This is a genomic window from Corynebacterium sp. HMSC05D03 (genome assembly GCF_001807205.1).
In the GTDB taxonomy this organism is placed as follows: Bacteria; Actinomycetota; Actinomycetes; order Mycobacteriales; family Mycobacteriaceae; genus Corynebacterium; species Corynebacterium aurimucosum.
In genome coordinates, this window is record NZ_KV788193.1 from 1 (window position 1) to 23,486 (window position 23,486).

Sequence of the window (23,486 nt, forward strand, 5' to 3'; positions counted from 1 at the left end):
GGACTCCGTGTCCAAAAAGTCGCTAGACATCACACCTGCCCGCTAAGATGTGGGGCATGCGCGTTTATTTAGGAGCAGACCACGCAGGGTTCGAGACGAAGAACGTCATCGCTGAACACCTGGAGAAGCAGGGCCACGACGTCATTGACTGCGGTGCCCACGAGTACGACGCCGAGGATGATTACCCGGCATTTTGTATCGAGGCCGCGCTGCGGACCGTCAACGATCCGGGCTCACTCGGCATCGTGTTGGGCGGTTCCGGCAACGGTGAGCAGATTGCCGCGAATAAGGTGAAGGGCGCGCGCTGCGCCCTGGCTTGGTCCCCCGAGACCGCCCGCTTGGCTCGTGAGCACAACAATGCCCAGCTCATCGGCATCGGTGGCCGCATGCACTCCGAGGAGGAGGCACTCGCCATCGTGGATGCCTTCCTTGATCAGGAATGGTCCCGTGCTGAGCGCCACCAGCGTCGCATCGACATTCTTGCCGAGTACGAGCGCACCAACATTCCGCCGGAGCTTCCGGAGGCTTAGTTCATTTCCTTGGGGTGAGTGCCGCCGCGGCCCTCTTCCCCGAGGTCGAGATCAGTAATCGCAGCCATCTCGGATTCATCAAGCTCGAAGCCGAATACATCGAAGTTCTGCGCTATGCGCTCCGGGTTTTCGGACTTCGGGAACACGATGACGCCATTTTGTAGGTGCCAGCGGATGATCACCTGAGCGGGGGAAACGCCGTATTTTTCGGCAGGCTCGGTGATTTCCGGCTGCTCGAAGAGATCCGTCTTACCCTGACCTAGTGGACCCCAGGCCTCGATGTGCACCTGGTGGGCGCGGAAGGCATCGAGCTCGCGCCAGCGCTGCAGGTAAGGGTGCAGCTCTACCTGGTTGACCACGGGGGTTTCATCAGTCTGGGTTTCCAGCTGGTCCAGGTGCTCCAGTTCGAAGTTAGAAACACCAATAGACTTGGCTTTGCCGGCCTTCTTCAGCTCAATAAGCTGCTTCCATGCTTCGACGTAGTGGCCGTTGTCCGGGCAGGGCCAGTGGATGAGGTAGAGGTCCACGTAGTCAAGGCCCAGCTTCTCTAGGGACTCGTCGAGGGCTGCGGCTGCGTCAGTCTGGCGGTCATTCCATAGCTTCGTGGTGATGAACAGTTCCTCGCGTGGGATGCCAGACTTGGCAATCGCGCGGCCCACACCTTCCTCGTTGCCGTAGATAGCGGCGGTATCGATGTGGCGATAGCCCACCTTGAGGGCTTCGAGGACCAGCTCCTCGGTTTTATTGGGGTCAACCTTAAAGACGCCGTAGCCGAGCTGGGGGATGGTGTTGCCGTCGTTGAGTTCAATATTCGGTACTGTCATGCGGCCCACTCTACGCAGAGCTTGGTCACCCGCGCAGAAAAGGAAAGTTATGGCCTACGCGAATCACCGGAGTGCTCCGAGTGTGGAGTAGCGCCACAGAATCAAAAACGACTAAAGCCGCACCGGCTAGCTAAAATAGGTGCTCAGTGCAGCTTTTTGGAGGGAATGACGGGAATCGAACCCGCGTCTTCAGCTTGGAAGGCTGAGGTATTAGCCACTATACGACATTCCCACAACCGACGATCTCCAACTTTCAAAGCCTCGACTTTGAAAGCCATTGATTCGGCGTGCGCATTACTTTAGCGCACACGGGTGCTGAAAAGAAAATGGGAACTAGAAAGGGGTAAAGGACGTTATTTTGGATAGGTACATAATCCCAACAACACACAATTCGACTCTTTAGTGAAAGTGGTGCTTTCGTGAGCTCGTTATTGCTCCTTATCCTCGTCGTCGGCGGCGGCGCCTGGTTCCTTTCTTCGCGCAACGGGAAGAAGCAGCAAGAGCTGCGAGAATCCCAGCGTTTTGAGGATGCGATGGCGGATGCGCGCCGCTGGACTGAGCGTTTGGGTGGCCAGGTGATGAACTTGAGCGGTACGGATACCGCCTCCCAGCAGGCTATGGCGGATGCCTCTGAGCGTTTTACCGCGGCCAATTCGGCAATTTCCCGCGCCACAACCGTCAAGCAAGCGCACCTAGCGCGCGAGTCCGCGTTGGAGGGGCTCTATTATGTGGCGGCCGCGCGCGAGATTATGGGCATGGATCCGGGCCCGGAGCTGCCACCGCTGGAGGGCCAGCGCCAGGCCGGCAAGGTGACGGAGACCCGCACGGTAGAAGCAAACGGGGAGACGCTGACGGCGTCGCCAAGCGCATCAGCGCAAACCCCCAACTACTACCCGGGTGGTGTCGTGGCTGGACGCCCGGTCCCGGCCGGTTGGTACTCGCGTCCGTGGTGGGCTGATGCGCTGACCACCGGTGTGTGGATGGTGGGCTACTCCATGATGTTCAATGCGATGTTCGCGGGTATGTCCGGCGTTGGCTACTCCGCCGCAGCCGCAGAAAACGGTGACTGGGGCGGAGACATGGGCGGCGCCGACGGCATGGACCCCGGTGCCATGGATGGTGCCGGAGACATGGGTGCCGGTGGCGCCGGGGGAGGCGAGGAAGGCGGCTTCTTCGACGGCCTCTTTGGTGGCGACGGGGGCGATGGCGGAATGTTTGATTTCGACTTCGACTTCTAGCGCTAAAGCTGCCCCTGACGTGGGGAAACAAAGTTTAATTGGGGCCGGTGTTGGGATAGTCAAGCAGCTATCGGTACACTAGCCCCAGTATGAAGCGCAGCTGCGTGCGGAACTTCCGGGCGCAGAGGCTTTCCATACGGGGCGTGGCGCAGCTTGGTAGCGCACCTGCTTTGGGAGCAGGGGGTCGCAGGTTCAAATCCTGTCGCCCCGACGTATGGGGGCCTGGACACTCATCCAGGCCCCCTAATTTCATCTTTGAACGATCACAATCAGGAGAGTTTCTCGTGAAGACCACCGTAGACAAGCTGAGCGATACCCGCGTCAAGCTCACCGTCAACGTTCCGTTTGCTGAGCTGGACAAGGAAATCGATCAGGCCTACGCGGCGATCGCGCAGCAGGTTTCCATCCCGGGTTTCCGTAAGGGCAAGGCTCCGCGCCAGCTTATCGACGCCCGCTTTGGTCGTGGCCCCATCCTCGAGCAGGTCGTCAACGACATGCTGCCGTCCCGCTACGAGCAGGCCGTTGAAGAAAACGATCTCAAGGTTATTGGTCAGCCGGAGATTGACATTGCCAAGCTGGAGGACAACGACTTTGTCGAGTTCACCGCTGAGGTAGATATCCGTCCTGAGATTGAGGTGCCGGACTTCTCCAAGATCTCCGTCAAGGTGCCGGCGCTGGAGACTTCCGAAGAGGACGTCGACAAGGCGCTCGAGGACCTGGCTTCCCGCTTCGGTGAGCTCAAGGACACCAAGCGCAAGATGAAGACCGGTGATTTCGCTATCGTCGACATCACCACCGAAGTTGATGGCACCAAGCTGGATGAGGCTTCCCACGAGGGTATGACCTACCGCATCGGTGACGACAACCTGATTAAGGGTCTCGATACCGCACTCCGTGGCATGAAGACCGATGAGGACAACGAGTTCACCACCACCATCCAGTCCGGTGAGCACGAGGGCGAAGAGGCCACCGTGAAGGTCCACGTCCAGCAGACCAAGGAGCGCAAGCTGCCGGATCTCGACGACGAGTTCGCACAGATGGCCTCCGAGTTCGACACCATCGATGAGCTGCGAGAGGACACCAAGTCCCGCGTCGAGGAGACCAAGAAGTCCGAGCAGGCTGCTGCCATCCGCGATGAGGTCCTGAAGGCCGCTCTGGCTGAGGTTTCCTTCGAGCTGCCGTCCTCCATCGTTGATGAGCAGGTTCACGCTCAGCTGCACCAGGTCATGGGTCAGCTGGCTCACGACGAGAAGGCTCTGGCCCAGCTGCTTGAGGCACAGGGCACGACTCGCGAGGAGTTCGACGCTGATGCTCGCAAGTCCGCTGAGGAATCCGTCCGCACCCAGCTCTTCCTCGACGCCCTGGCTGAGATCGAGGAGCCGGAGGTGTCCCAGCAGGAGCTGACCGACCACATCCTGTTCACCGCGCAGTCTTACGGCATGGACCCGAACCAGTTCATCCAGCAGCTGCAGTCCAGCAACCAGCTGGGCAACCTGTTCTCTGACGTTCGCCGTGGCAAGGCCCTGGCAATGGCCATCTGCCGTGCCGAGGTCACCGATGAAGAGGGCAACAAGGTTGACGTTGACCAGTACTTCGGTGAAATCGAAGAAGCGGACGCTGCTGAAGATTCCGAGGAGAAGTAATCTCCCGCTTGTAACGCGCTGCTGCCACATGTGTGGTGGCGAGCGCGCATGAAACCCCGGATTCAGGTAACTCAAGGATGAGCCTGAATCCGGGGTTTGTGTCATTGTGAACGCCCTCTAGGAGTCTTTGAGTACTTCGTAGAGGGCGCGATGGGTGTTGGCTGGGGATACCGCTAGCCGTTCGTGGCTCTAAAGGCCTCGTCGGTCAACTGCAGGAAGCGCATAACGTAATCCTTGACAAAGTCTGCGGTGCGTTGATTGAGATGTCCGGACTCTTCGAAAAGGGTGGGGGATTGGCCCAGAAATACTTCGGGCTGACCAGGGAGCGGCATATCGAAGTAGGACAGGGCGAGGCGAAGGTTCTTCTGTGAACTGTAGCCGCCCATGCGGCCTACAGAGTGGCTAATGATACCTGCGGGAAGGTTTTTCCACGCCACATCTGAGTTGGGTTTAGAGCCGATGTCCACTGCGTTTTTGAGGCAGGCGGGGATAGTGCGGTTGTTCTCTGGCGTAATGAAGAGGATCCCGCTCGAGTTCTTGATGGTCTCGCGAAAGGTGGTGTACTCAGCCGGAGTGGGCTTGTCCGTGACGGCGGGGTCATCGTAGTCAAAGTCATAGAGCGGCAAGTCACGGATTTCCACGATGTTTGCCTCGTAGTCTTCAGGGATCATTGTGAGCACCTCGTGTGCAATCTTGCGTGCAAATGACTCTCGACGCAGGCTGCCGACGATAACGCTGATACGTGGGGTGGTCATGGTAAACCTTCTTTCTTAGTTGGGTGTAGGGAGACGTGGTCAAGGGAGAAAAGGCTTGCAGCCAAAGGCCGGTGGTGGGCCGGCAGCGTGGGCGGCGGTGAGGAAGCCATCTACTTTGTCTCCTTCTTCATGGCGGAAGTACAGTTCGATGAGCCCTAGAAGACCCCCGAGGACGGCCTCTCGTGCGGCGGATGTATTCAACAGCCGCATGGCTGCGGGTTGGTTTCCTTCGCGGATGGCTTCAAACAGCGCGATGGTCTCAAGCCAGCTTCCTTGGTCCGGTCGCGGAAAAGGTTTAGAAATCCCAGTCATCATCACTCGTTTCTTCAGCAGTACCAATGACATAGGAGGAACCAGATCCGGAGAAGAAGTCATGGTTCTCATCTGCTCCGGGGGCTAGGGCCGCGAGGATTTCTGGGTTCACTTCCGTTTCTTCGGGCGGGAAGTAATCCGGGTAGCCCAAATTCATGAGTGCCTTATTGGCGTTATAGCGAACGAACACGGCTACATCATCCATGAGTCCCAAAGGCTCATATAGCTCGCCGGAATAGTCCAGCTCTAGTGCATAAAGCTCTTCGAGCAAAGAAATGGTGAAATCATGCATTTCCTTCTGCCGTAGCGGGGTCGTGGATTCCAAACCGCGCTGATACTTGTAGCCCGAGTAGTAGCCGTGCACTGCCTTGTCACGCAGAATGAGGCGAATCATGTCTGCCGTATTTGTCAGGGTGGCGTGGACAGAAAAGTGCAAGGGAAGATAGAAACCCGCGTAGAGAAGCAGCGAGGAAAGCAGCGTCGATGACACCTTGCGTTTGAGTGGATCCGGCCCAAAATAGTGCGCGAGCACTTTCTTGGCGCGTGCCTGGAGAAGGTCGTTATTCACCGCCCAGCGGTATGCTTCATCAATTTCCTTTGTACTGCTCAGGGTAGAAAACACTGAAGAGTAAGAACGGGCATGGACTGACTGCATGAAGGCGATGTTGGTATACACGGCCTCCTCGTGTTCGGTGCGGGCATCTTGAATCTGACAGATTTCTCCCACAGTGGCCTGGACAGTATCCAGGGTGGTGAGTCCCGTGAACACCCGCATGGTGAGGTTGCGTTCCTCGGGCGTCATCTTCTGCCACGCCGGGAGATCATTAGAAAGCGGGACCTTCTCTGGCAACCAAAAATTGGCGGTGAGACGGTTCCACACTTCAAGATCCTTGTCATCGCTCACCCGGTTCCAATTGATGGCGCGGATGCGGGCTGAAGGATCATGCCGGTAGCTCGGCGGGGTAACTGAAATGCTGGTTAGTTCAGCACTGTTCGATGTTGAAGACATAGCTTCCTTCTTTCTGAGTGAATGGTTGTAGACAAGGGGAGGGCCGTGCTCCTACAAAGCACAGGAGACGCAGCCTTCGACCTCGGTTCCTTGGAGCGCGGATTGGCGTAAACGGATGTAGTAGAGGGTCTTGATTCCGGCTTTCCAGGCATAGATTTGTGCCTTGTTGATGTCCCGCGTGGTGGTATCAGCGGTAAAGAACAAGGTCAGGGAAAGTCCTTGGTCCACGTGTTGGGTGGCCATGGCGTAGGTGTCGATGATTTTTTTGTATCCCACGGCGTAGGAGTCATCGAAATACTCCAGGTTGTCGTTGGTCATTTCCGGCGCGGGGTAGTACACGCGCCCCAAGCGGCCTTCCTTGCGTATTTCAATTTTGGAGGCAATCGGGTGGATGGACGCGGTGGAGTCATTGATGTAGGAAATTGATCCAGTGGGTGGAACTGCCTGCAAGTAGGCGTTGTAGATGCCGTCTTGCATCACTTGTTTCTTGAGCCGTAGCCAATCCTCGCGTTGAGGAATCTGCACGCCTGCTTCATGGAAGAGCTGTTTTACGTGTTCAGTGGCTGGCACCCAGTCTTGGTCGATGTATTTGTCAAAGTAGGCGCCAGTGGCATAGGTGGATTCTTCGAAGCCTGTGAATCGTTGACCTTTTTCAACCGCGAGTGCATGGGATGCGCGGAGCGCATGGTAGGTCACCGTGAGGAAATAGATATTTGTAAAGTCCAGTGCCTCGGCGCAGCCATAAGGAATACGCTGTGAAGCAAGGAAGCCGTGGAGATTCATTTGGCCCAGACCAATGGCATGCATGGAAGCATTTCCGTGAGCGATGGAAGGAACAGCTTCGATATTCGTCAGGTCTGAAACTTTCGTGAGGGCACGCACCGCGGTTTCGACGGTCTCCCCGAAGTTCGGTGATTCAAAAGCCTTCGCTATGTTGAGGGAACCTAGATTGCAGGAAATATCCTGGCCGACGGTGGTGTAGTCACCCGAAGCTCCGTAGGTCGAGGGCGTGTTGACCTGGAGGATTTCACTACACAGGTTGGACATATTGATATGTCCTTTGAGGGGATTAGCGCGGTTGACCGTATCCTCAAAGAGGATGTAGGGGTATCCGGATTCAAACTGAAGCTCAGCCAGCGTGGTGAAAAACTCGCGGGCTTTAATGGTCGTGTGAGAAATTCGCGGATTGGCAACCAACTCGTCGTAGTACTCGGTGATGGACATGTCAGACATGGCTACGCCGTACTCGCGAGCGATGTCATACGGGCTAAAAAGATGCATATCCTTGTTCTCTTTGGCCAGCCGGAAGGTTATATCTGGAATAACAACCCCCAGCGAAAGAGTCTTGATGCGGACTTTCTCATCGGCATTTTCCCGCTTGGTATCCAGGAAGCGAAGAATATCTGGATGGTGCGCATGCAGGTAGACGGCTCCAGCGCCCTGCCGGGCGCCCAATTGGTTGGCATAGCTGAAGCTATCTTCGAGAATTTTCATGACTGGGACTACGCCGGAAGCCTGGTTCTCAATCTTTTTGATCGGGGCTCCGGATTCGCGCAGATTGCTCAGCAACAAGGCCACTCCACCACCGCGCTTTGATAGTTGCAGTGCAGAGTTCACGCTGCGGCCAATGCTCTCCAGATTGTCTTCGATTCGCAGAAGGAAGCAGGAGACCATTTCGCCGCGCTGGGCTTTGCCTGCGTTGAGAAAAGTAGGGGTGGCGGGCTGGAAGCGTCCGGTCATGATGTCATCCACCAGCTTTTCTGCGAGCTCTTCGTCGCCCTGTGCAAGGTATAAAGCTGTGGTGGCGACACGTTCTTCGTAGCCTTCTAGGAATCGGGAGCCATCAAAGGTTTTCAGTGCATATGAAGTAAAGAACTTAAATGCGCCGAGGAAGGTGCGGAACTGGTGCTTAGCTTGATGTGCTCTGTCGTACATGGCGCACAGAAAGGCGTCATCATAAAGCTCAAGGAAATCCCGCTCGTAGTACTCGTTATCAACCAACCATTCCAAGCGTTGCTTGGTGGAATCGAACTGATGCATGCGGGGAGCGACATGGTGCGTGACATAGTCTTGTGCTGCCTGAATGTCCTTGTCAAACTGGATTTTTCCAAAAGCGTCGAACAAGTTCAGCTGCGCGTTGAGTGCGTGGTAGCTTTTGCGCTTGCCGACACCGCCGGCATTGTCTGCTGAAGCAGTGCGGGGCGTAGCGCCAATAGTCTGTGTGGGGGTGGCATCAAGAGACCACATTGTGTTGTCCAATCTGTGTGATGCGGATGTGTTCTTCATCTTGTGGGGGATTAATGGGGTGTCATCGTTAGCTGCTTTTGCTGCTCCCAAAACTTTTGAAGGCCCTGCTTTACGGCGGCAATGTCCTTCTGGGTGCCGAGAAGCTCGAAGTGATACAGCTCCGGTACGTGGCACTTGGCGGAAATGATGCGTCCGGCGACGCAGTAAGCACTTCCGAAGTTGGTATTCCCTGAGGTAATAACGCCCCGGATAAAGGAGCGGTTGATTGGGTCATTGAGGAAGTCGATGACCTGTTTGGGGACTGCGCGTTTGAGCGAGCCTCCGCCGTAGGTGGGAACGATGAGTACGTACGGGTGTGAAACCTGGATCATCCCGGTTTTCTTGGGGCGCAGCGGAATGCGCACCGCGGGTCTATCTAAGCGTTCGACGAATCTTTTTGTGTTTTCTGAAACGCTAGAAAAATACACCAAATCTGGTGAGTCTGACATAGCAATCCTGCTCATCCTGGCCTTAGCCATAAGTGGGATAGGTGATATTCGAAAAGACTAACTACGCAATGGCGTAGTTGCAACTACGGCCCAACGTAGTTTTGAAAAGGGCAGGTGAGAGTAGGATTAATGCAAAGGGGAAGGTCTAACGGCTGTGGTGTGCTACAAACACTGCGTCGGTAGCTGGGCGTCCAAGCACTACCCACTGAGTGCTGCCGGCCACCTGTATTTCGAGAGAATCTGAAAAGGGCGCTCCCTCGCGCGTGCTAAGAACAGCCCCTGTGACAATGCCGCGCTCTTCAAGGAACTTCAGCAGTTGTGGGTCGGAATCAGAAATGCGTTCCACGGTCACTTGCGGTTGTGCACCGCTGTCGGTGAGACGGTGCGCACTGGGGATTGTGATCTGTCCATCAACCGTAGGGATAGGATCGCCGTGCGGATCCCTAGTGGGGTAATTAAGGAACTTATCTACACGTTCTATGAGCATGTCGGACACCGCGTGTTCGAGATTTTCGGCTTCATTATGGACTTCGTCCCACGTGTAGTCCAATGCTTGAACCAAAAAAGACTCAAGCAATCGGTGGCGGCGCACCATGACCAATGCGTACTGCCTGCCAAGTTCGGTTAACTCCACAGAGCCATAGGGCGTGTGTGACACGAGCCCTTGCTTCGACATTTTGCGCACTGCATCGGAAACCGAGGAGAGCTTGAGTCCCAACTGTTTCGCTATAAGTGTGGCGGTAACGGGCTCGGACGACCATTCCTTTAGCCCCCAGATTGCTTTCAAATAGTTCTGGGTACTGGTGGATAGCTCGGAAACAGACATGAGCAAATGTTAACCCAGCTTCCGTATGCGCCTTTGGTGCTGCGCCCCAACGCTCATAGCGAACAGAGGCCAAGTTTGAGAGGAATGCCGGTAAGGTGGGGCCAGTTAAAGCATTCTTCACTTGAAGGAGAACCATTAATGTCTGAGAAGATTTCAATGAACTCGTCGTCTACGGGTATGAATCTGAGCGATAGCGTGTATGAGCGCCTGCTGCGCGAGCGCATTATCTTCCTGGGAACCCAGGTGGATGATGAGATTGCCAACAAACTGTGCGCCCAGATCCTCCTGCTGTCCGCAGAGGACCCCACGCGCGATATTTCGCTTTACATCAATTCCCCGGGTGGCTCGGTCACCGCGGGCATGGCCATCTACGACACGATGAAGTACTCGCCGTGCGACGTGGCTACGTATGGCATGGGCCTGGCCGCTTCGATGGGCCAGTTCCTGCTCTCCGGCGGCACCAAGGGCAAGCGCTACGCGCTGCCGCACGCCCGCATCATGATGCACCAGCCTTCCGCTGGTGTGGGTGGTACCGCCGCAGATATCGCCATCCAGGCCGAGCAGTTCGCGCAGACCAAGCGCGAGATGGCTGAGCTCATCGCTGAGCACACCGGCCAGACCTTCGAGCAAATCACCAAGGATTCGGACCGCGACCGCTGGTTCACCGCCCAGCAGGCCAAGGAATACGGCATCGTCGACCACGTCATCGAGTCCGTCAACGGTCCTATCACCAACTAGGGAACAAGGAGCTTTATCACTATGTCTAACCTTCAGATGCCTTCTTCCCGCTACGTTCTGCCGGAGTTCATTGAGCAGAACGCACAGGGATCGAAGACCACCAACCCGTATTCCAAGCTCTTTGAAGAGCGCATCATCTTCCTGGGCACCCAGGTCGATGACACCTCCGCCAACGACATCATGGCGCAGCTGCTGGTCTTGGAGTCCCAGGATCCGGACCGCGACATCACGATGTACATCAACTCCCCGGGTGGCTCGTTTACCGCGCTGATGGCTATCTACGACACCATGCGCTACGTCCGTCCGGACGTGCAGACCGTGTGTCTGGGCCAGGCCGCATCCGCAGCGGCTGTTCTGTTGGCCGCCGGTGCTCCGGGCAAGCGCGCTGCGCTGCCGAACTCTCGTGTGTTGATTCACCAGCCGCGTACGCAGGGCACGCAGGGCCAGGTGTCGGACCTTGAGATCGAGGCCAACGAGATCGAGCGCATGCGCCGCCTCATGGAGGAGACCCTGGCCGAGCACACCGGCCGAACCGCAGAGCAGGTGCGCATCGATACCGACCGCGACAAGATCCTCACCGCGCAGGAAGCCGTCGAATACGGTCTCATCGATACCGTCTTTGATTACCGCAAGCTCAATGCCTAAGTAATCAAGCTTAAAGCCCCGCTGTCTAGTTGATAGCGGGGCTTCGGTCATGCTTAGGCTTCGTAGGGCGGCAGGATGGCCTCGGGAGATTCGGGGAGGATTTGGCCGCCGTCGATAATGAGGGTCTGGCCGGTGATGTAGCCTGCCTCGCGGGAGGCGAGGAAGGCCGCGGCGTTGCCGATATCGCGCGGGGAGCCTAAGCGGTGCATGGGGACGGAGCGTGCCATTTGGTCGAGGTACTCCTGACCTTGGCCCTCCAAGCCCTCGGTGAGGATGTTGCCCGGCAGAACACCGTTGATGGTGATGCCATCACGGGCAACTTCCAGTGCCGCGGAGCGCATGAAGCCTTGTTGTGCGGCCTTCGAAGCGCCGTAGTGCGCCCAGCCTGGGTAGCCGGTGTGCGAGCCGGTAATGGAGGTGGTGATGACGATGCGCCCGTAGCCCGCCTCCTTCATATAGGGCAGTGCTTCCTGCACCACGGTGAACGTGCCGTGCGTATTGATGGCGAACATGGCGTCCCATTGCTCGTCGGTCATGTCCTCGAGCGGGCAGTTGGGGAAGACACCGGCGTTGGAACAGACGATATCGATGCGGCCATAGCGCTTGACGACGTCCCGGTACAGGTTGCGGACGGAGTCGCGCGAGGTGACGTCGACAAGCAGGGCGTCCGCCCCGAGTTCTTCGGCGGTCTTCTGTGCAGCCTCGAGGTTGAGGTCAGCGATGACGACCGTGGCACCTGCTTCGCGCAGAGCGCTGACGATGCCGCGGCCGATTCCGGCGGCGCCGCCGGTGACGATGGCAACGTGGTCCTGAAGATTAAACATGTGCTGCTCCTAAGCGGTTGGGGCTGTGTGCCCCCTCCAGCCTAGGCCGCCACGGTCTGGGGTGCTGTCTGCTTGGTGGTTGCCGTGTAGGCGCGCACACCGATGAGGGAGACTCCGGCCAACACAGCGGTAGCGCCGGCGAGGGTGTAGAGCCCCGTTGGGGTCCAGCCGCTTTCGAGCAGATAGCCCGCCAGGATGGGAGCGAGGGTAGCGCCCACGCGAGCGATGCCGATGGCAGCGCCCGTACCCGTGGTGCGCAGTGCTGAGGGGTAAGCCTCCGGGGTGACGGTGTAGAGGCCGGAGATGCAGGCGTTGAGGGTAAGGCCTACGCCGACTCCGAGGGCAAACATGAGGGAAGGCACGGCGGTGGAGTTAATGAAGCCGACGAGGACGACGGAGGAGATGAGGCAGAAGACGATGAGCAGGGGGCGGGCGTCGATGCGCGTGGTGAACAGGCCGAAGAGGATGGCGCCGATAGCACCGCCGAAGGAAAGCATGATGCCGCCGATGATGCCCTGCTGGGCGGTAAGGCCCTCGGCGGTAAGAAGCTTCGGGGTCCACTGTGAGGTGAAGTTGTAGGCAAACATGATGAAGCTGAAGGCCAGCCAGAGCTTGATGGAGGTGCGCAGGAACTGCGGCGAGACGAGGTCCTTGTAGGAGGCCTTGTGGCTGGTGCGCGGGCGGACGCTGACCTCTCCCGTGAGGCCGAGTTTGGCGGTGATGGTGCGCACCGTGTCCATGCGGCCACGGGCGGCGAGGAAGTCTGCGGACTCGGGGACGAAAGTAACCGTGAGGATAAGGGCGGCAACTGTGAGTGCTGCGCCAACCCAGAATATGGGCTGCCAGGTATCGAAGGAGGAGGCGACAACGCCGCAGAAGGAGGCACCGAGGCCATAGCCGGAGGCGTAGATGGCGACGGCCAGGCCGCGGAAGCGCAAGTTGGAGTACTCGCTGACGAGCACGGTGACACAGACAAGGACGCCGCCGACGCCAATGCCGGTGATGAGGCGGCACAGCAACAGCAGGCTAAATGTAGGCGCGAGGGCGGTGAGCACGAGGCCGACGAGGTCAATGACGAGCGAGACCGTGATGAGGGTGGTGCGTCCAAGGCGGTCAGCCAACGGGGCGAGGAAGAGCGAGCCAAGGCCGATGCCGATGAGGGCGGAGGACAGGAGCCAGCCAAGGGAAGAATCGGACAGCGCGAACTCTTCGCTGACGGTGCCGGCGCCGAAGGCCATGGCCACCATGTCATAGCCGTCGAGTGCATTGAGGAAGAGGGCAATGGCGATGATGAGCCATTGGCGTGCGCCCATGGGGGAGCGGTCGATGAGTTCGCGGATGTCCATGAAAATCTTTCTGCTGATAGAGCGGTTTCGATGTAAGTTAGTGAACCGCTCTGTCTATGTCCACTAACTGCCGTTTTAAATTCAAGGGCGCGCCGCTGAGTGAGGAATAGCGCTCGAGTCTGAGTGGTTTACTAGAGTGGAACAAACTGCGGTAAAATCGCCCCACCATAACCCCAGAGAAAAGAGTTGAAAGGCCTTCATGGCACGTATGCAAGAAAGCGCTGACCTGCTCAAGTGTTCCTTCTGTGGAAAGAGTCAGAAGCAGGTGAAGAAGCTTATCGCCGGCGGCGGCGTCTACATCTGTGACGAGTGCATCGAGCTCTGCAACGAAATCATCGAGGAGGAGCTCGGCGCGGCTCAGGCCGAGGCGGACGAAGAGAAGGAGATGCGCCTTCCGCGTCCTTCGGAGATTTCGGCTTTTCTGGATAAGTACGTCATTGGCCAGGACCAGGCCAAGCGCGTGTTGTCGGTGGCTGTGTACAACCACTACAAGCGCATCAAGGCTGAGGAGGCCGCGGGCCTGGAGGGCCGCCGGAAGAAGGCGCAGGATGAAGAAGTTGAGATTTCTAAGTCCAACATCCTGATGCTGGGCCCGACGGGATCCGGTAAAACCTACTTGGCGCAGACCTTGGCGCGTTTGTTGGACGTCCCCTTCGCCATCGCGGATGCCACGAGCCTGACCGAGGCTGGCTACGTGGGCGAGGACGTCGAGAACATCCTGCTCAAGCTGCTGCAGGCTGCGGACTTTGATGTGGAACGCGCGCAGCACGGCATCATCTACGTCGATGAGGTGGACAAGATCTCCCGCAAGTCGGAGAATCCATCGATTACCCGCGATGTGTCCGGTGAAGGCGTCCAGCAGGCGCTGCTGAAGATCCTTGAAGGAACCGTGGCGGCGATCCCGCCGCAGGGTGGGCGCAAGCACCCGAATCAGGAATTCATCCAGTTGGATACGACGAACATCCTTTTCATCGTGGCCGGTGCTTTTGCGGGCTTGGATAAGGTGATTTCGGAGCGCGTGGGCAAGAAGGGCGTGGGCTTTGGCGCCAAGCTGGAAACTAAGGATGAGAAGGAATCAGTCGACTTCTTCTCCCAGGTGCGTCCGGAGGACCTGGTGAAGTTCGGCCTCATCCCCGAGTTCATCGGCCGCCTGCCGGTGGTTGCCACGGTGGATAACCTGGACCGCGAATCGCTAGTTAAGGTGCTCGTGGAGCCGAAGAACTCGCTGGTCAAGCAATACCAGCGCCTGTTCAGCATGGATGGTGCGGAGCTGCACTTCGAGGATGAGGCGCTGGAGGCAATCGCCGAGCTCGCGCTCGAGCGCAAGACCGGTGCCCGCGGCCTGCGTGCCATCATGGAGGAGCTGCTCGTGCCCATCATGTATGACCTCCCAGACCGCGAGGACATCGCCAGCGTCCACATCACGCAGGACTGCGTGACCGACGGCGGCGAGCCGGAGTTCGTGTACTCGGATGAGGCGAAGGAATCCGCCTAAACGGCATCTCTTAAAAGGCATCTTCAAGGTTGAAGATGCCTTTTGTGCTGTCTACATGGCGTTTTCAGGTCTAAAAACGCCTTCTGTCAGATGCCATCTGTCTGTTGGGGCAAAGGAACCAGATGAATGGGACCATGTAGCTGTGGAGTGAGATTGTGACCTGGGCTTGTGCTCAGGCCGGCGCGCAGATGGTTCCTTTACTTTGGTTTCTTTGCTCGCGCGATGCTGGGGAGAGGGCTCTAATCGTAGAGTCCCCGCCGGCGCGTCATTCGTAGAGGCTCGCTGACGCGTCGCCCTCGTCCTCGGTGGAGTAGACATCCAAGGGCGCGGACTCAGCATCGAGCTCGGTTTCGTTCTGGGTGAGGTAGGACTCGAAGCCGATGTCCGGGATGTTCGCCGTAAGGAAAGCCAGCACAGCATCGACCGCCATGCGGTGCAGCCCCTCAGTGTTGTTGTGGGTGTACATGTTGATGTCGAGCAGGTTGCTCATCATCGCGTGATTCGTCACCCGGTACATCGAGAGCGCAGAAATCAGCGTGAAAATATCGTTGGCGGAAATTCCCGGGCGGAACGCGCCGGAATCTTGGCCCAGCATGAGCAGCCTGTCGAGGTGGAGGGAGATCTCGGACACGTCGACAAGCGCCTGCGAGGACTCCAGCACACTGTGGGAGGACTCCATCGTTAGCATCCGGATGGCTTCGGGGTTATTCACATGTTGGCGGAACAACCAATCCACCAAGGTGCGCACGCCCTCGACTGGGACAGCAGAATTGATCTCGAGGCTGCCCTCTGGCGGGTTGAGGCGCCGCGCTGCCGCTGCCAAGGCTTGCTGGTAGAGCCCCTTCTTATCCCCGAAGTAGTAGTGGATCATGCGCTTGGACATCCCAGACAGCTTCGATACGGTCTCGAGCTTGGTTTCGGCATAACCATGCTCCGAAAACTCCGATATCGCAACATCGATCACGTGCTCAACAGAGCCGGAGTCGACCGATGAAGTCTCAGTGCTCATGGAAGGTCCCGTCTAGTCGATGGATATGCGTACAGTTGTCCACTATGCCGAAAAAAGACGGCCGTGGAGCTCAAGTACAAAGAACTCGCATCTTTCGGGGGTAAAATCACACCCCACGGGGGCGAAAAACGGGACTAGGGTGGGAAGGTGAATACCCAGCCGAAAGGACTCGCACATGACTGCATCGAAACCCGTCAAGATCACCGTGACCGGCGCCGCCGGCAACATCGCCTACTCTCTGCTGTGGCGCATCGCTGCGGGTGATGTCTATGGCAAGGACACCCCGGTGGAGCTGGCTTTGCTGGAAATCCCGGACGCCGTGGGCGCCGCTGAAGGCGTGGCCATGGAGCTCAATGACTCTGCTTTCCCCCTCCTGCGCGGCATTACCGTCACCGATGATCCGAACGTGGCCTTCAAGGACACCAAGGCTGCTTTCCTCGTCGGTTCCCGCCCACGCAGCAAGGGCATGGAGCGCGCCGACCTGCTGGAAGCCAACGGTGCCATTTTCACGGTCCAGGGCAAGGCGCTGAACGACGTCGCTGCGCGCGATGTCCGCGTCCTCGTCGTGGGTAACCCGGCCAACACTAACGCTTATATTGCGGCGAACAGCGCACCGGACCTGGACCCGAGCCAGTTCACCGCGCTCATGCGCCTGGACCACAACCGCACCCAGAGCCAAGTCTCCCTCAAGACGGGAGTGCCTACCGCGGAGCTGACCAAAGTTGCCGTGTGGGGCAATCACTCTGCCTCCCAGTTCCCGGACCTGACCTTCTCCAACGCCGAGGTGGATGAGGATTGGTACAAGGAAGAGATGATTCCGAAGGTGGCCAAGCGCGGCGCCGAGATCATCGCCGTACGCGGTAAGTCTTCAGCTGCCTCCGCAGCCTCTGCCGCGGTGGATCACATGCACGATTGGATCCACGGCACCGAGGACTGGCGTACCGCAGCCGTCGTCTCCGATGGCTCCTATGGCGTGGACGAGGGCCTCGTCTCAGGTTTCCCCACCGTCGCCCGCGACGGCAAGTGGGAAATCGTGCAAGGCCTCGAGCTCAACGATTTCCAGAAGGAACGCATCGAGGCCTCGGTTCAAGAGCTGCGTGAGGAGCGCGAGGCCGTAGCCCACCTGCTCAAGGACTAAGACTCAAGCACTAAGTTATCGATGAGCCGCACCGGCCCCACCTGCGCCGCAACCAGCGCCAGGGCGGGCCGGTGTTGTGCATCAACGGGCTCGAGCGTGGCCGGGTCCACCACGGTGAGGTAGTCCACGGTGACGCCGGGGGAGGAGGCGAGCTGCGCGCTCGCCTCGTCCAGGGATGCACCATCCCGCAGTGCGAAGAGAGCCTGAGACAGCGTCACGGCTTGCTCTCGCTCGACAGGGCTCAGGCGAGAGTTGCGGCTGGACTCGGCCACGCCGTCCGCCGCGCGGACGATGGGCGCGCTGATGATGTCGAGTGGCAGGTCGAGGTCCGCCACTAAGCGCCGAATGATGGCCACCTGCTGGGCATCCTTCTGCCCGAAGTAGGCGCGGTCGGGGCGCACGAGAGTGAATAGCTTGCTCACCACAGTGGCCACGCCGTCGAAGTGGCCGGGGCGCGAAGCACCTTCCAAGACCGAGCCCATCTCACCCGTGCGCACCCACACCCGCGGGGTGCCACCCGGGTACATCTCCTCCACGCTGGGGGCGAAGACCGCATCGACTCCCAATGAGTCCAGCAGCGCGGCATCCGCGTCGAGGTCGCGCGGATAGGCGCGGTAGTCCTCGCAATCGCCGAGGTCGGTGAATTGGAGGGGATTGACAAAGACCGAGCACACCACGGTGTCATTCTCCTCGCGGGCGCGGCGCACGAGTGAAGCGTGGCCTCCGTGTAGCGCGCCCATCGTGGGCACCAAGCCCACGGAGCCGGACGCTGCCGCGCGGAAGGCACGGAGTTCAGATTTAGTTTTCAGGATCTGCATGGCCCAAACTTTAGTCCTCGAAGGATTCCTCGGCGTTGGGGAAGGAGCGCTCGCCCACATCGGCCACGTAATTCTTCGCACCCTCCAGCAGCGCGCCGCGCAAGTCCGCATAGCGGCGCACGAAACGCGGCGCCTTGGGTCCGCCCAGCCCGAAGGCATCGGTCCACACCAGGATCTGGCCGTCGGTCTGCGCGCCGGCACCGATGCCGATGGTGGGGATGGGCAGTTCCTTGGTCACCTCCTCAGCCAACGCAGCCGGGACCATCTCCAGTACCACGGCGAAGGCGCCGGCGTCGGCAAGCGCGCGGGCGTCCGTGTGCAGCTTCTCCGCACCGGCACCGCGGCCCTGGACCACGAAGCCGCCCAAGGCGTGAACCTGTTGGGGTGTGAATCCGATGTGGGCGCAGACGGGGATGCCGGCGGCGACAAGCGCGGCAACAATCGGTGCGCGCTCGGCACCGCCCTCGAGCTTCACGGCCTGCGCGCCGGTTTCCTTCATGACGCGCACGGCAGACTCCAGTGCCTGGGCGGGGCCGGCCTCATAGGAACCGAAGGGCAAGTCCACCACCACGAAGGCGCGGGAGGTAGCTGAAACCACGGCGCGGGCCAGCGGAATCATTTCATCGAGGGTAAGCGAGAGCGTGGTTTCGCGGCCCAGGACCACATTGGCCAGGGAATCGCCGACGAGCAGGAGAGCCACCCCGGCTTCATCGAAGATTTCGGCGGTCATGCAGTCATAGCTCGTCAGGCACGCAAAGGCCTGAGAGTTCTCTTTGGCTTGAGCAAAGAAGCGGGTGCGGAGACGGGCGCGGTGGCCAGGATTGTGAGACATGCTCTTACTCTAGACAGGGCGCTAGTGCCAGTTGACGTACAGGGTAGAGTTGGCCAGGTGACTGATCAGAATAAAGAGCAACTCGTTGGCACCAACCGCGCGGACCAGCTTCCCAAGTCCTGGGAGCCGCAGGCAGTAGAGAAAGACCTCTACGAAGGCTGGGTGAACGCTGGTTACTTCACCCCGGATGCGTCCTCGGAGGCCGAGCCCTATTCCATCGTGCTGCCGCCGCCGAACGTCACCGGCCAGCTGCACATGGGCCACGCGTTGGACCACACTCTGATCGATTCCATCATTCGCCGCAAGCGCATGCAGGGCTATGCCACCCTGTGGCTGCCGGGTGCTGACCACGCCGGTATCGCTACCCAGACCAAGGTGGAGGCCCGCCTGCGTGAGCAGGAGGGCAAGAAGCGCTGGGATTATGAGCGCGAAGAATTCATCAACAAGGTCTGGGAATGGAAGGAAGAGTTCGGCGGCACCATCCAAAACCAGATGCGTGCCATCGGTGACTCGGTGGATTGGTCCCGTGAGCGCTTCACGCTGGATGATGGCCTCTCCCGCGCCGTCCAGACCATCTTCAAGACTCTCTACGACGAGGACCTGATCTACCAGGCCAACCGCCTGGTCAACTGGTCCCCGGTGCTGGAGACCGCCGTCTCCGACATCGAGGTGGTCTACAAGGACGTCGAGGGCGAGCTCGTGTCCATCCGCTATGGCTCGCTGAACGACGATGAACCCCACCTCATTGTGGCCACCACCCGTGTGGAGACGATGCTGGGCGACGTCGCCATTGCCGTCCACCCCGAGGACGAGCGCTACGCCCACCTGGTGGGCCAGGAACTGCCACACCCCTTCCGCGATGACCTGAGCCTGAAGATCATTGCCGATGACTACGTGGACATGGAATTCGGTACTGGTGCAGTGAAGATCACGCCGGCACACGATCCGAATGACTATGCCATGGGCCTGCGCCATGACCTGGACATGCCCACCATCATGGACACCACCGGACACATCGCGAATACCGGCACGAAGTTTGACGGCCTGACCCGCGAAGAGGCCCGCGTAGAGATCCGTGAGGTGCTGCGCGAACAGGGCCGCATTGTCAAGGAGATCCGCCCCTACGTCCACTCCGTGGGCCACTCGGAGCGCTCCGGCGAGCCGATTGAGCCGCGCCTGAGCCTGCAGTGGTTTGTGGCCGTGGAGAAGATGGCGAAGATGTCCGGCGACGCCGTCCGCGAGGGCGATACCACCATCCACCCGAAGTCCCTGGAGCCGCGCTACTTCGAGTGGGTCGATGACATGCACGATTGGTGCATCTCCCGCCAGCTGTGGTGGGGTCACCGCATCCCCATTTGGTACGGGCCAGAGGGCGAGGACGGCCAGCGCGACATCATCTGCCTTGGTCCCGACGAGGAAGCGCCGGAAGGCTACGTCCAGGACCCGGACGTTCTGGACACCTGGTTCTCCTCTGCGCTGTGGCCTTTCTCCACGATGGGCTGGCCGGAAAAGACCGCCGATCTGGAGAAGTTCTTCCCCACGAACGTGCTGGTTACCGCCTATGACATCCTCTTCTTCTGGGTCGCACGCATGATGATGTTCGGCACCTTTGCCGGCGCGCACACCCCGGAGCTGCTCGGCGAAGGCAAGGATGGCCGCCCGCAGGTGCCGTTCACGGATATTTACCTCCATGGTCTCGTGCGCGATGAGCAGGGCCGCAAGATGTCGAAGTCCCTGGGCAACGGCATCGACCCGATGGATTGGGTGCGCGACTATGGTGCGGACGCGCTGCGTTTCACCCTGGCCCGCGGTGCCAACCCGGGCGTGGACCTGCCGCTGGCAGTCGACGCTGCCGCCGCCGGACGTAACTTCGCCACCAAGCTCTTTAACGCCACCAAGTTCGCGCTCATGAACGGCGCGGGCGTGGCGGAGCTGCCGGCACGCGACGCGCTGACCGACGCCGACCGCTGGATCCTCGACCGTTCCGAGGAGGTCCGCGCCAAGGTCGACGCCTACCTGGATGACTACCAGTTCGCCAAGGCCAATGAGCTGCTCTACCACTTCGTGTGGGATGAGCTATGTGACTGGTACCTGGAGATTGCCAAGACCCAGATCCCGCGCGACTTCGATGCGGCGAGCGCCGAGGAGCAGGCCACCGGACGCACGACCCAGATCGTTTTGGGCCGCGTGCTTGACCTGGTTCTGCGTTTGCTGCACCCGACCATGCCTTTCGTCACCGAGGTCCTGTGGAAGGCTCTGACTGGCGGGGAGACCATCGTCACAGCGCAGTGGCCTACCCAGGAGCACACCAACGGTGGCGCGGAGAAGGATGAGGTGGCTGCCCGCCGCATTCAGGATGCCGACAAGCTCATCACCGAGCTGCGCCGCTTCCGCTCCGATCAGGGCGTCAAGCCTTCCCAGAAGGTCCCGGGACGCCTCGACTTCGCCGCGGCTGACCTGCAGGAGCAGGAGGGACTCATCCGCAACCTGGCCAATACCACGGAGCCGGGCGAGGACTTCACCGCGTCTGCTTCCATCGAGGTGCGTCTGTCCCAGGCCACCGTTGAGGTCACCTTGGATACCTCCGGTGCCGTCGACGTCGCCGCTGAGCGCAAGCGCTTGGAGAAGGATCTGGCCAAGGCCCAGAAGGAACTGGACCAGACCGGCAAGAAGCTGGGTAACGAGGCCTTCCTGTCCAAGGCGCCGGAGGCAGTCGTGGAGAAGATCCGCGTGCGTCAGCAAGTGGCCCAGGAGGAGGTCGAGCGCATCACCGCACGTCTGGAGGGACTCAAGTAGTGGCGGAGGAGAAGAACCGCGAGGAATTTGAGGTCGTTGATGCCCTCGCGGAGGGCACCGATGGTGGGCCGGTGGAAATCACCGACTCCGGCCTGACCCTCAACCTCGGTGGCGAGGAGGATTACGAGGAGGCCGCCCCCGAGCAAGCTTCGCCGGAAGAGCTCGCGGAGCTGGCCGAGGTCACCGCGGAGCTCAACGCCCGCGCCCCAGAGACCATCATCGAGCCGAGCCTCGAGCGCATCGAGATGCTCATGGATCTCTTGGGTAACCCGGAGCGTTCCTTCCACGTCATCCAGGTCGCTGGCACCAACGGTAAGTCCTCGACCGCCCGCATGATTGATTCGCTGCTGCGCGCCTTCCACCGCCGTGTTGGCCTGGTGACCAGCCCGCACCTGCAGCTGGTCACCGAGCGCATCGGCATCGACGGCCACCCCATCCACCCGCGCGACTTCGTGCGCATCTGGCGTGAAATCAAGCCCTATGTGGAGATGGTGGATTCCCGCTCCGACATTCCTATGTCCACCTTCGAAGTGCTTGTTGCCATCTCTTACGCAGCCTTTGCCGATGCCCCCATCGACGTCGCCGTCGTCGAGGTCGGCCTCGGCGGCACGTGGGATGCCACCAACGTGGTCAACGCAGAGGTAGCCGTGGTCATGCCGGTAGGCCTCGACCACACGGACTACCTCGGGGATACCATTACGGAGATTGCTGGTGAGAAGGCCGGCATCATCAAGGCCCGCGAGCACGATGCCGAGGACGTGCTCACGCCAGGGGAGAACATCGCCATCGTTGCTGAACAAGACCCCGAGGCGATGCGCGTTATCCTGCAGCGCACGGTAGACGTCGGCGCCGGCGTGGCCCGCGCGGGCTCCGAATTCGCTGCACTGGAATCGCGCATCGCAGTGGGCGGCCAGCAGCTGACCATCCAGGGCCTGGGTGGGATGTACGAAGACATCTTCCTGCCGCTGCACGGCGAGCACCAAGCCAAGAACGCGGCCGTGGCTTTGGCCGCGGTGGAGGCCTTCTTCGGGGCGTCGGCAGGCCACCCGCTCGACATTGCTTCAGTGCGCACCGGCTTTGCCAAGGCCATTTCTCCCGGCCGTCTGGAGCGCGTGCGCACCAGCCCCACGACCTTCCTTGACGCCTGCCACAACCCACACGGCGCTAAGGCTTTGGCTGCAGCCCTCGACCGCGACTTCGACTTCGCGCGCCTCATCGGCGTGGTGTCCATCTTCACGGACAAGGATGCAACCGGCATCCTCACCGCCCTGGAGGCTGTGCTCACGGAGATCGTCATTACTCAGAACACCTCCCCGCGCGCCCGGGATGCCTATGAGCTGGCGGAGCTGGCCCGCGATATCTTCGGCGAAGAGCGCGTGTATGTCGAGCCCGACCTCCCTAGTGCCTATACTCAGGCCGTTGAATTGGCGGAGGATGCCGACGTGCAGTCCGGTTCCGGCATCGTGATTACTGGTTCGGTCGTCACTGCCGGTGACGCCCGCGCACTCTTTGGAAAGGAACCCGCATGAGCCCCCGTAAACCCGTCCCCGAGGAGGAGATTGGTCCGCTTGGCTTGGGCCAGGCACCGGCCAAGGATCCCCTCAAGCAATTCGGCGGCATGGTGGTGGCGAGCTCCCTCACAATGGAGCTGATCACCCTGGTCCTCGCACTGCCGATGCTATACAAGCTTTATGACGGCACCCTGTGGACCCCGTTCAACTATGGCGTGGTCATTGGTTTTATGGTGTTGCTCCTGGCGTCTTTCCCCTTCATGAATAAGCCGTGGATCGTCGGGGTACAGATTGTCCTCCACGTCATCGGTATCGTGCTCGGCTTTATGGTCCACTGGTCTGTGGCGACCATTTTCATCATCTTCGCCCTGCTCTGGGCACTCGCGGCCTATATGCGCTCGGTGATCGTCGCCCGCATGGAGCGCGGTTACCTCACCACGCAGCACCTGACTGAGAAGTAGG

The 23,486-nt window shown here is 59.7% G+C and carries 22 protein-coding genes and 2 tRNA genes; 11 read left to right on the forward strand and 13 right to left on the reverse strand.

Features of this window, described 5'->3' with window-relative positions; genetic code table 11:
- Positions 1 to 56 precede the first annotated feature (56 nt).
- Positions 57 to 530, forward strand: coding sequence for a ribose-5-phosphate isomerase (locus HMPREF3147_RS11395; RefSeq protein ID WP_070447768.1), 474 nt, complete (start codon positions 57 to 59; stop codon positions 528 to 530).
- Here HMPREF3147_RS11395 and HMPREF3147_RS11400 read toward each other — a convergent pair.
- Both HMPREF3147_RS11400 and HMPREF3147_RS11405 read right to left on the reverse strand, forming a co-directional pair.
- Positions 527 to 1,354 carry an aldo/keto reductase gene (locus HMPREF3147_RS11400; protein WP_070447771.1) on the reverse strand — a complete coding sequence of 276 codons (828 nt, stop codon included), beginning with the start codon at positions 1,352 to 1,354 and terminating at the stop codon, positions 527 to 529. The two genes, HMPREF3147_RS11395 and HMPREF3147_RS11400, sit on opposite strands and share 4 nt — an antisense overlap.
- Positions 1,355 to 1,511: 157 nt before the next feature.
- Positions 1,512 to 1,586: transfer RNA gene (locus tag HMPREF3147_RS11405), tRNA-Gly, on the reverse strand.
- A gap of 187 nt (positions 1,587 to 1,773) precedes the next feature.
- On the opposite strand from HMPREF3147_RS11405, the gene HMPREF3147_RS11410 reads away from it, so the two are divergent.
- The 3 genes from HMPREF3147_RS11410 to tig all read left to right on the forward strand — a co-directional run bounded on the left by HMPREF3147_RS11410 (position 1,774) and on the right by tig (position 4,235).
- Positions 1,774 to 2,592 carry a hypothetical protein gene (locus tag HMPREF3147_RS11410; protein ID WP_070447774.1) on the forward strand — a complete coding sequence of 273 codons (819 nt, stop codon included), beginning with the start codon at positions 1,774 to 1,776 and terminating at the stop codon, positions 2,590 to 2,592.
- A 137-nt stretch (positions 2,593 to 2,729) separates the two neighbouring features.
- A tRNA-Pro gene (locus HMPREF3147_RS11415) sits at positions 2,730 to 2,803 on the forward strand.
- 73 nt (positions 2,804 to 2,876) lie between these two features.
- The gene (tig, locus tag HMPREF3147_RS11420) at positions 2,877 to 4,235 is read left to right on the forward strand and encodes a trigger factor (protein WP_070447777.1); all 1,359 of its coding nucleotides are present in this window, start codon (positions 2,877 to 2,879) and stop codon (positions 4,233 to 4,235) included.
- 173 nt (positions 4,236 to 4,408) lie between these two features.
- Here tig and HMPREF3147_RS11425 read toward each other — a convergent pair whose 3' ends face one another.
- The 6 genes from HMPREF3147_RS11425 to HMPREF3147_RS11450 form a co-directional block, all read right to left on the reverse strand.
- Positions 4,409 to 4,990 carry an NADPH-dependent FMN reductase gene (locus HMPREF3147_RS11425; protein ID WP_070447780.1) on the reverse strand — a complete coding sequence of 194 codons (582 nt, stop codon included), beginning with the start codon at positions 4,988 to 4,990 and terminating at the stop codon, positions 4,409 to 4,411.
- Positions 4,991 to 5,029: 39 nt separating this feature from the next.
- Positions 5,030 to 5,302 carry a hypothetical protein gene (locus tag HMPREF3147_RS11430; protein ID WP_034655492.1) on the reverse strand — a complete coding sequence of 91 codons (273 nt, stop codon included), beginning with the start codon at positions 5,300 to 5,302 and terminating at the stop codon, positions 5,030 to 5,032.
- Complete coding sequence (gene nrdF, locus HMPREF3147_RS11435) at positions 5,286 to 6,311, reverse strand: class 1b ribonucleoside-diphosphate reductase subunit beta (protein ID WP_023020918.1); 1,026 nt, start codon at positions 6,309 to 6,311, stop codon at positions 5,286 to 5,288. The genes HMPREF3147_RS11430 and nrdF overlap by 17 nt, the downstream gene beginning before the upstream one ends.
- 51 nt (positions 6,312 to 6,362) lie before the next feature.
- The gene (gene nrdE / locus HMPREF3147_RS11440) at positions 6,363 to 8,558 is read right to left on the reverse strand and encodes a class 1b ribonucleoside-diphosphate reductase subunit alpha (RefSeq protein WP_070447783.1); all 2,196 of its coding nucleotides are present in this window, start codon (positions 8,556 to 8,558) and stop codon (positions 6,363 to 6,365) included.
- 50 nt (positions 8,559 to 8,608) lie between these two features.
- A complete protein-coding gene (gene nrdI / locus HMPREF3147_RS11445; protein ID WP_005324049.1) occupies positions 8,609 to 9,076 on the reverse strand; it encodes a class Ib ribonucleoside-diphosphate reductase assembly flavoprotein NrdI in 468 nt (155 codons plus the stop codon).
- A gap of 115 nt (positions 9,077 to 9,191) precedes the next feature.
- Positions 9,192 to 9,872, reverse strand: a complete 681-nt coding sequence (locus HMPREF3147_RS11450) for a metal-dependent transcriptional regulator (protein WP_010190918.1) — start codon at positions 9,870 to 9,872, stop codon at positions 9,192 to 9,194.
- 138 nt (positions 9,873 to 10,010) lie between these two features.
- Here HMPREF3147_RS11450 and HMPREF3147_RS11455 point away from each other — a divergent pair, with 138 nt between their 5' ends.
- Both HMPREF3147_RS11455 and HMPREF3147_RS11460 read left to right on the forward strand, forming a co-directional pair.
- Complete coding sequence (locus tag HMPREF3147_RS11455) at positions 10,011 to 10,610, forward strand: ATP-dependent Clp protease proteolytic subunit (protein ID WP_010190917.1); 600 nt, start codon at positions 10,011 to 10,013, stop codon at positions 10,608 to 10,610.
- Between the two features lie 21 nt (positions 10,611 to 10,631).
- Positions 10,632 to 11,255: an ATP-dependent Clp protease proteolytic subunit gene (locus HMPREF3147_RS11460; RefSeq protein WP_070447792.1), complete on the forward strand. Its 624-nt coding sequence runs from the start codon at positions 10,632 to 10,634 to the stop codon at positions 11,253 to 11,255.
- Positions 11,256 to 11,308: 53 nt separating this feature from the next.
- Here HMPREF3147_RS11460 and fabG read toward each other — a convergent pair whose 3' ends face one another.
- Complete coding sequence (gene fabG, locus HMPREF3147_RS11465) at positions 11,309 to 12,079, reverse strand: 3-oxoacyl-ACP reductase FabG (RefSeq protein WP_070447795.1); 771 nt, start codon at positions 12,077 to 12,079, stop codon at positions 11,309 to 11,311.
- Between the two features lie 41 nt (positions 12,080 to 12,120).
- On the reverse strand, positions 12,121 to 13,425 hold the full coding sequence (locus HMPREF3147_RS11470) for an MFS transporter (protein WP_070447798.1): 1,305 nt from the start codon (positions 13,423 to 13,425) through the stop codon (positions 12,121 to 12,123).
- Positions 13,426 to 13,624: 199 nt separating this feature from the next.
- Between HMPREF3147_RS11470 and clpX the strand changes: the two genes are divergently transcribed.
- Positions 13,625 to 14,920 carry an ATP-dependent Clp protease ATP-binding subunit ClpX gene (gene clpX / locus HMPREF3147_RS11475; protein ID WP_010190911.1) on the forward strand — a complete coding sequence of 432 codons (1,296 nt, stop codon included), beginning with the start codon at positions 13,625 to 13,627 and terminating at the stop codon, positions 14,918 to 14,920.
- A 265-nt stretch (positions 14,921 to 15,185) separates the two neighbouring features.
- Here the strand turns inward: clpX and HMPREF3147_RS11480 are convergent, their stop codons facing one another.
- Positions 15,186 to 15,929, reverse strand: a complete 744-nt coding sequence (locus tag HMPREF3147_RS11480) for a TetR/AcrR family transcriptional regulator (protein WP_070447801.1) — start codon at positions 15,927 to 15,929, stop codon at positions 15,186 to 15,188.
- Between the two features lie 175 nt (positions 15,930 to 16,104).
- On the opposite strand from HMPREF3147_RS11480, the gene HMPREF3147_RS11485 reads away from it, so the two are divergent.
- Positions 16,105 to 17,067: a malate dehydrogenase gene (locus tag HMPREF3147_RS11485; protein WP_070447804.1), complete on the forward strand. Its 963-nt coding sequence runs from the start codon at positions 16,105 to 16,107 to the stop codon at positions 17,065 to 17,067.
- Here the strand turns inward: HMPREF3147_RS11485 and panC are convergent.
- Positions 17,064 to 17,885, reverse strand: coding sequence for a pantoate--beta-alanine ligase (panC, locus tag HMPREF3147_RS11490; protein ID WP_070447807.1), 822 nt, complete (start codon positions 17,883 to 17,885; stop codon positions 17,064 to 17,066). The genes HMPREF3147_RS11485 and panC overlap by 4 nt on opposite strands.
- A gap of 10 nt (positions 17,886 to 17,895) precedes the next feature.
- Positions 17,896 to 18,717: a 3-methyl-2-oxobutanoate hydroxymethyltransferase gene (panB, locus tag HMPREF3147_RS11495; protein ID WP_070447810.1), complete on the reverse strand. Its 822-nt coding sequence runs from the start codon at positions 18,715 to 18,717 to the stop codon at positions 17,896 to 17,898.
- 57 nt (positions 18,718 to 18,774) lie between these two features.
- On the opposite strand from panB, the gene HMPREF3147_RS11500 reads away from it, so the two are divergent.
- From HMPREF3147_RS11500 to HMPREF3147_RS11510, 3 genes are read left to right on the forward strand one after another with little or no spacing between them, the layout of a single operon-like run.
- Entirely contained in the window at positions 18,775 to 21,513 is a 2,739-nt protein-coding gene (locus HMPREF3147_RS11500; protein WP_070447813.1) for a valine--tRNA ligase, read from the forward strand.
- Positions 21,513 to 23,042: a bifunctional tetrahydrofolate synthase/dihydrofolate synthase gene (locus HMPREF3147_RS11505; protein WP_070447816.1), complete on the forward strand. Its 1,530-nt coding sequence runs from the start codon at positions 21,513 to 21,515 to the stop codon at positions 23,040 to 23,042. The genes HMPREF3147_RS11500 and HMPREF3147_RS11505 overlap by 1 nt, the downstream gene beginning before the upstream one ends.
- Complete coding sequence (locus HMPREF3147_RS11510; RefSeq protein ID WP_070447819.1) at positions 23,039 to 23,485, forward strand: DUF4233 domain-containing protein; 447 nt, start codon at positions 23,039 to 23,041, stop codon at positions 23,483 to 23,485. The genes HMPREF3147_RS11505 and HMPREF3147_RS11510 overlap by 4 nt, the downstream gene beginning before the upstream one ends.
- Position 23,486: the final 1 nt, after the last annotated feature.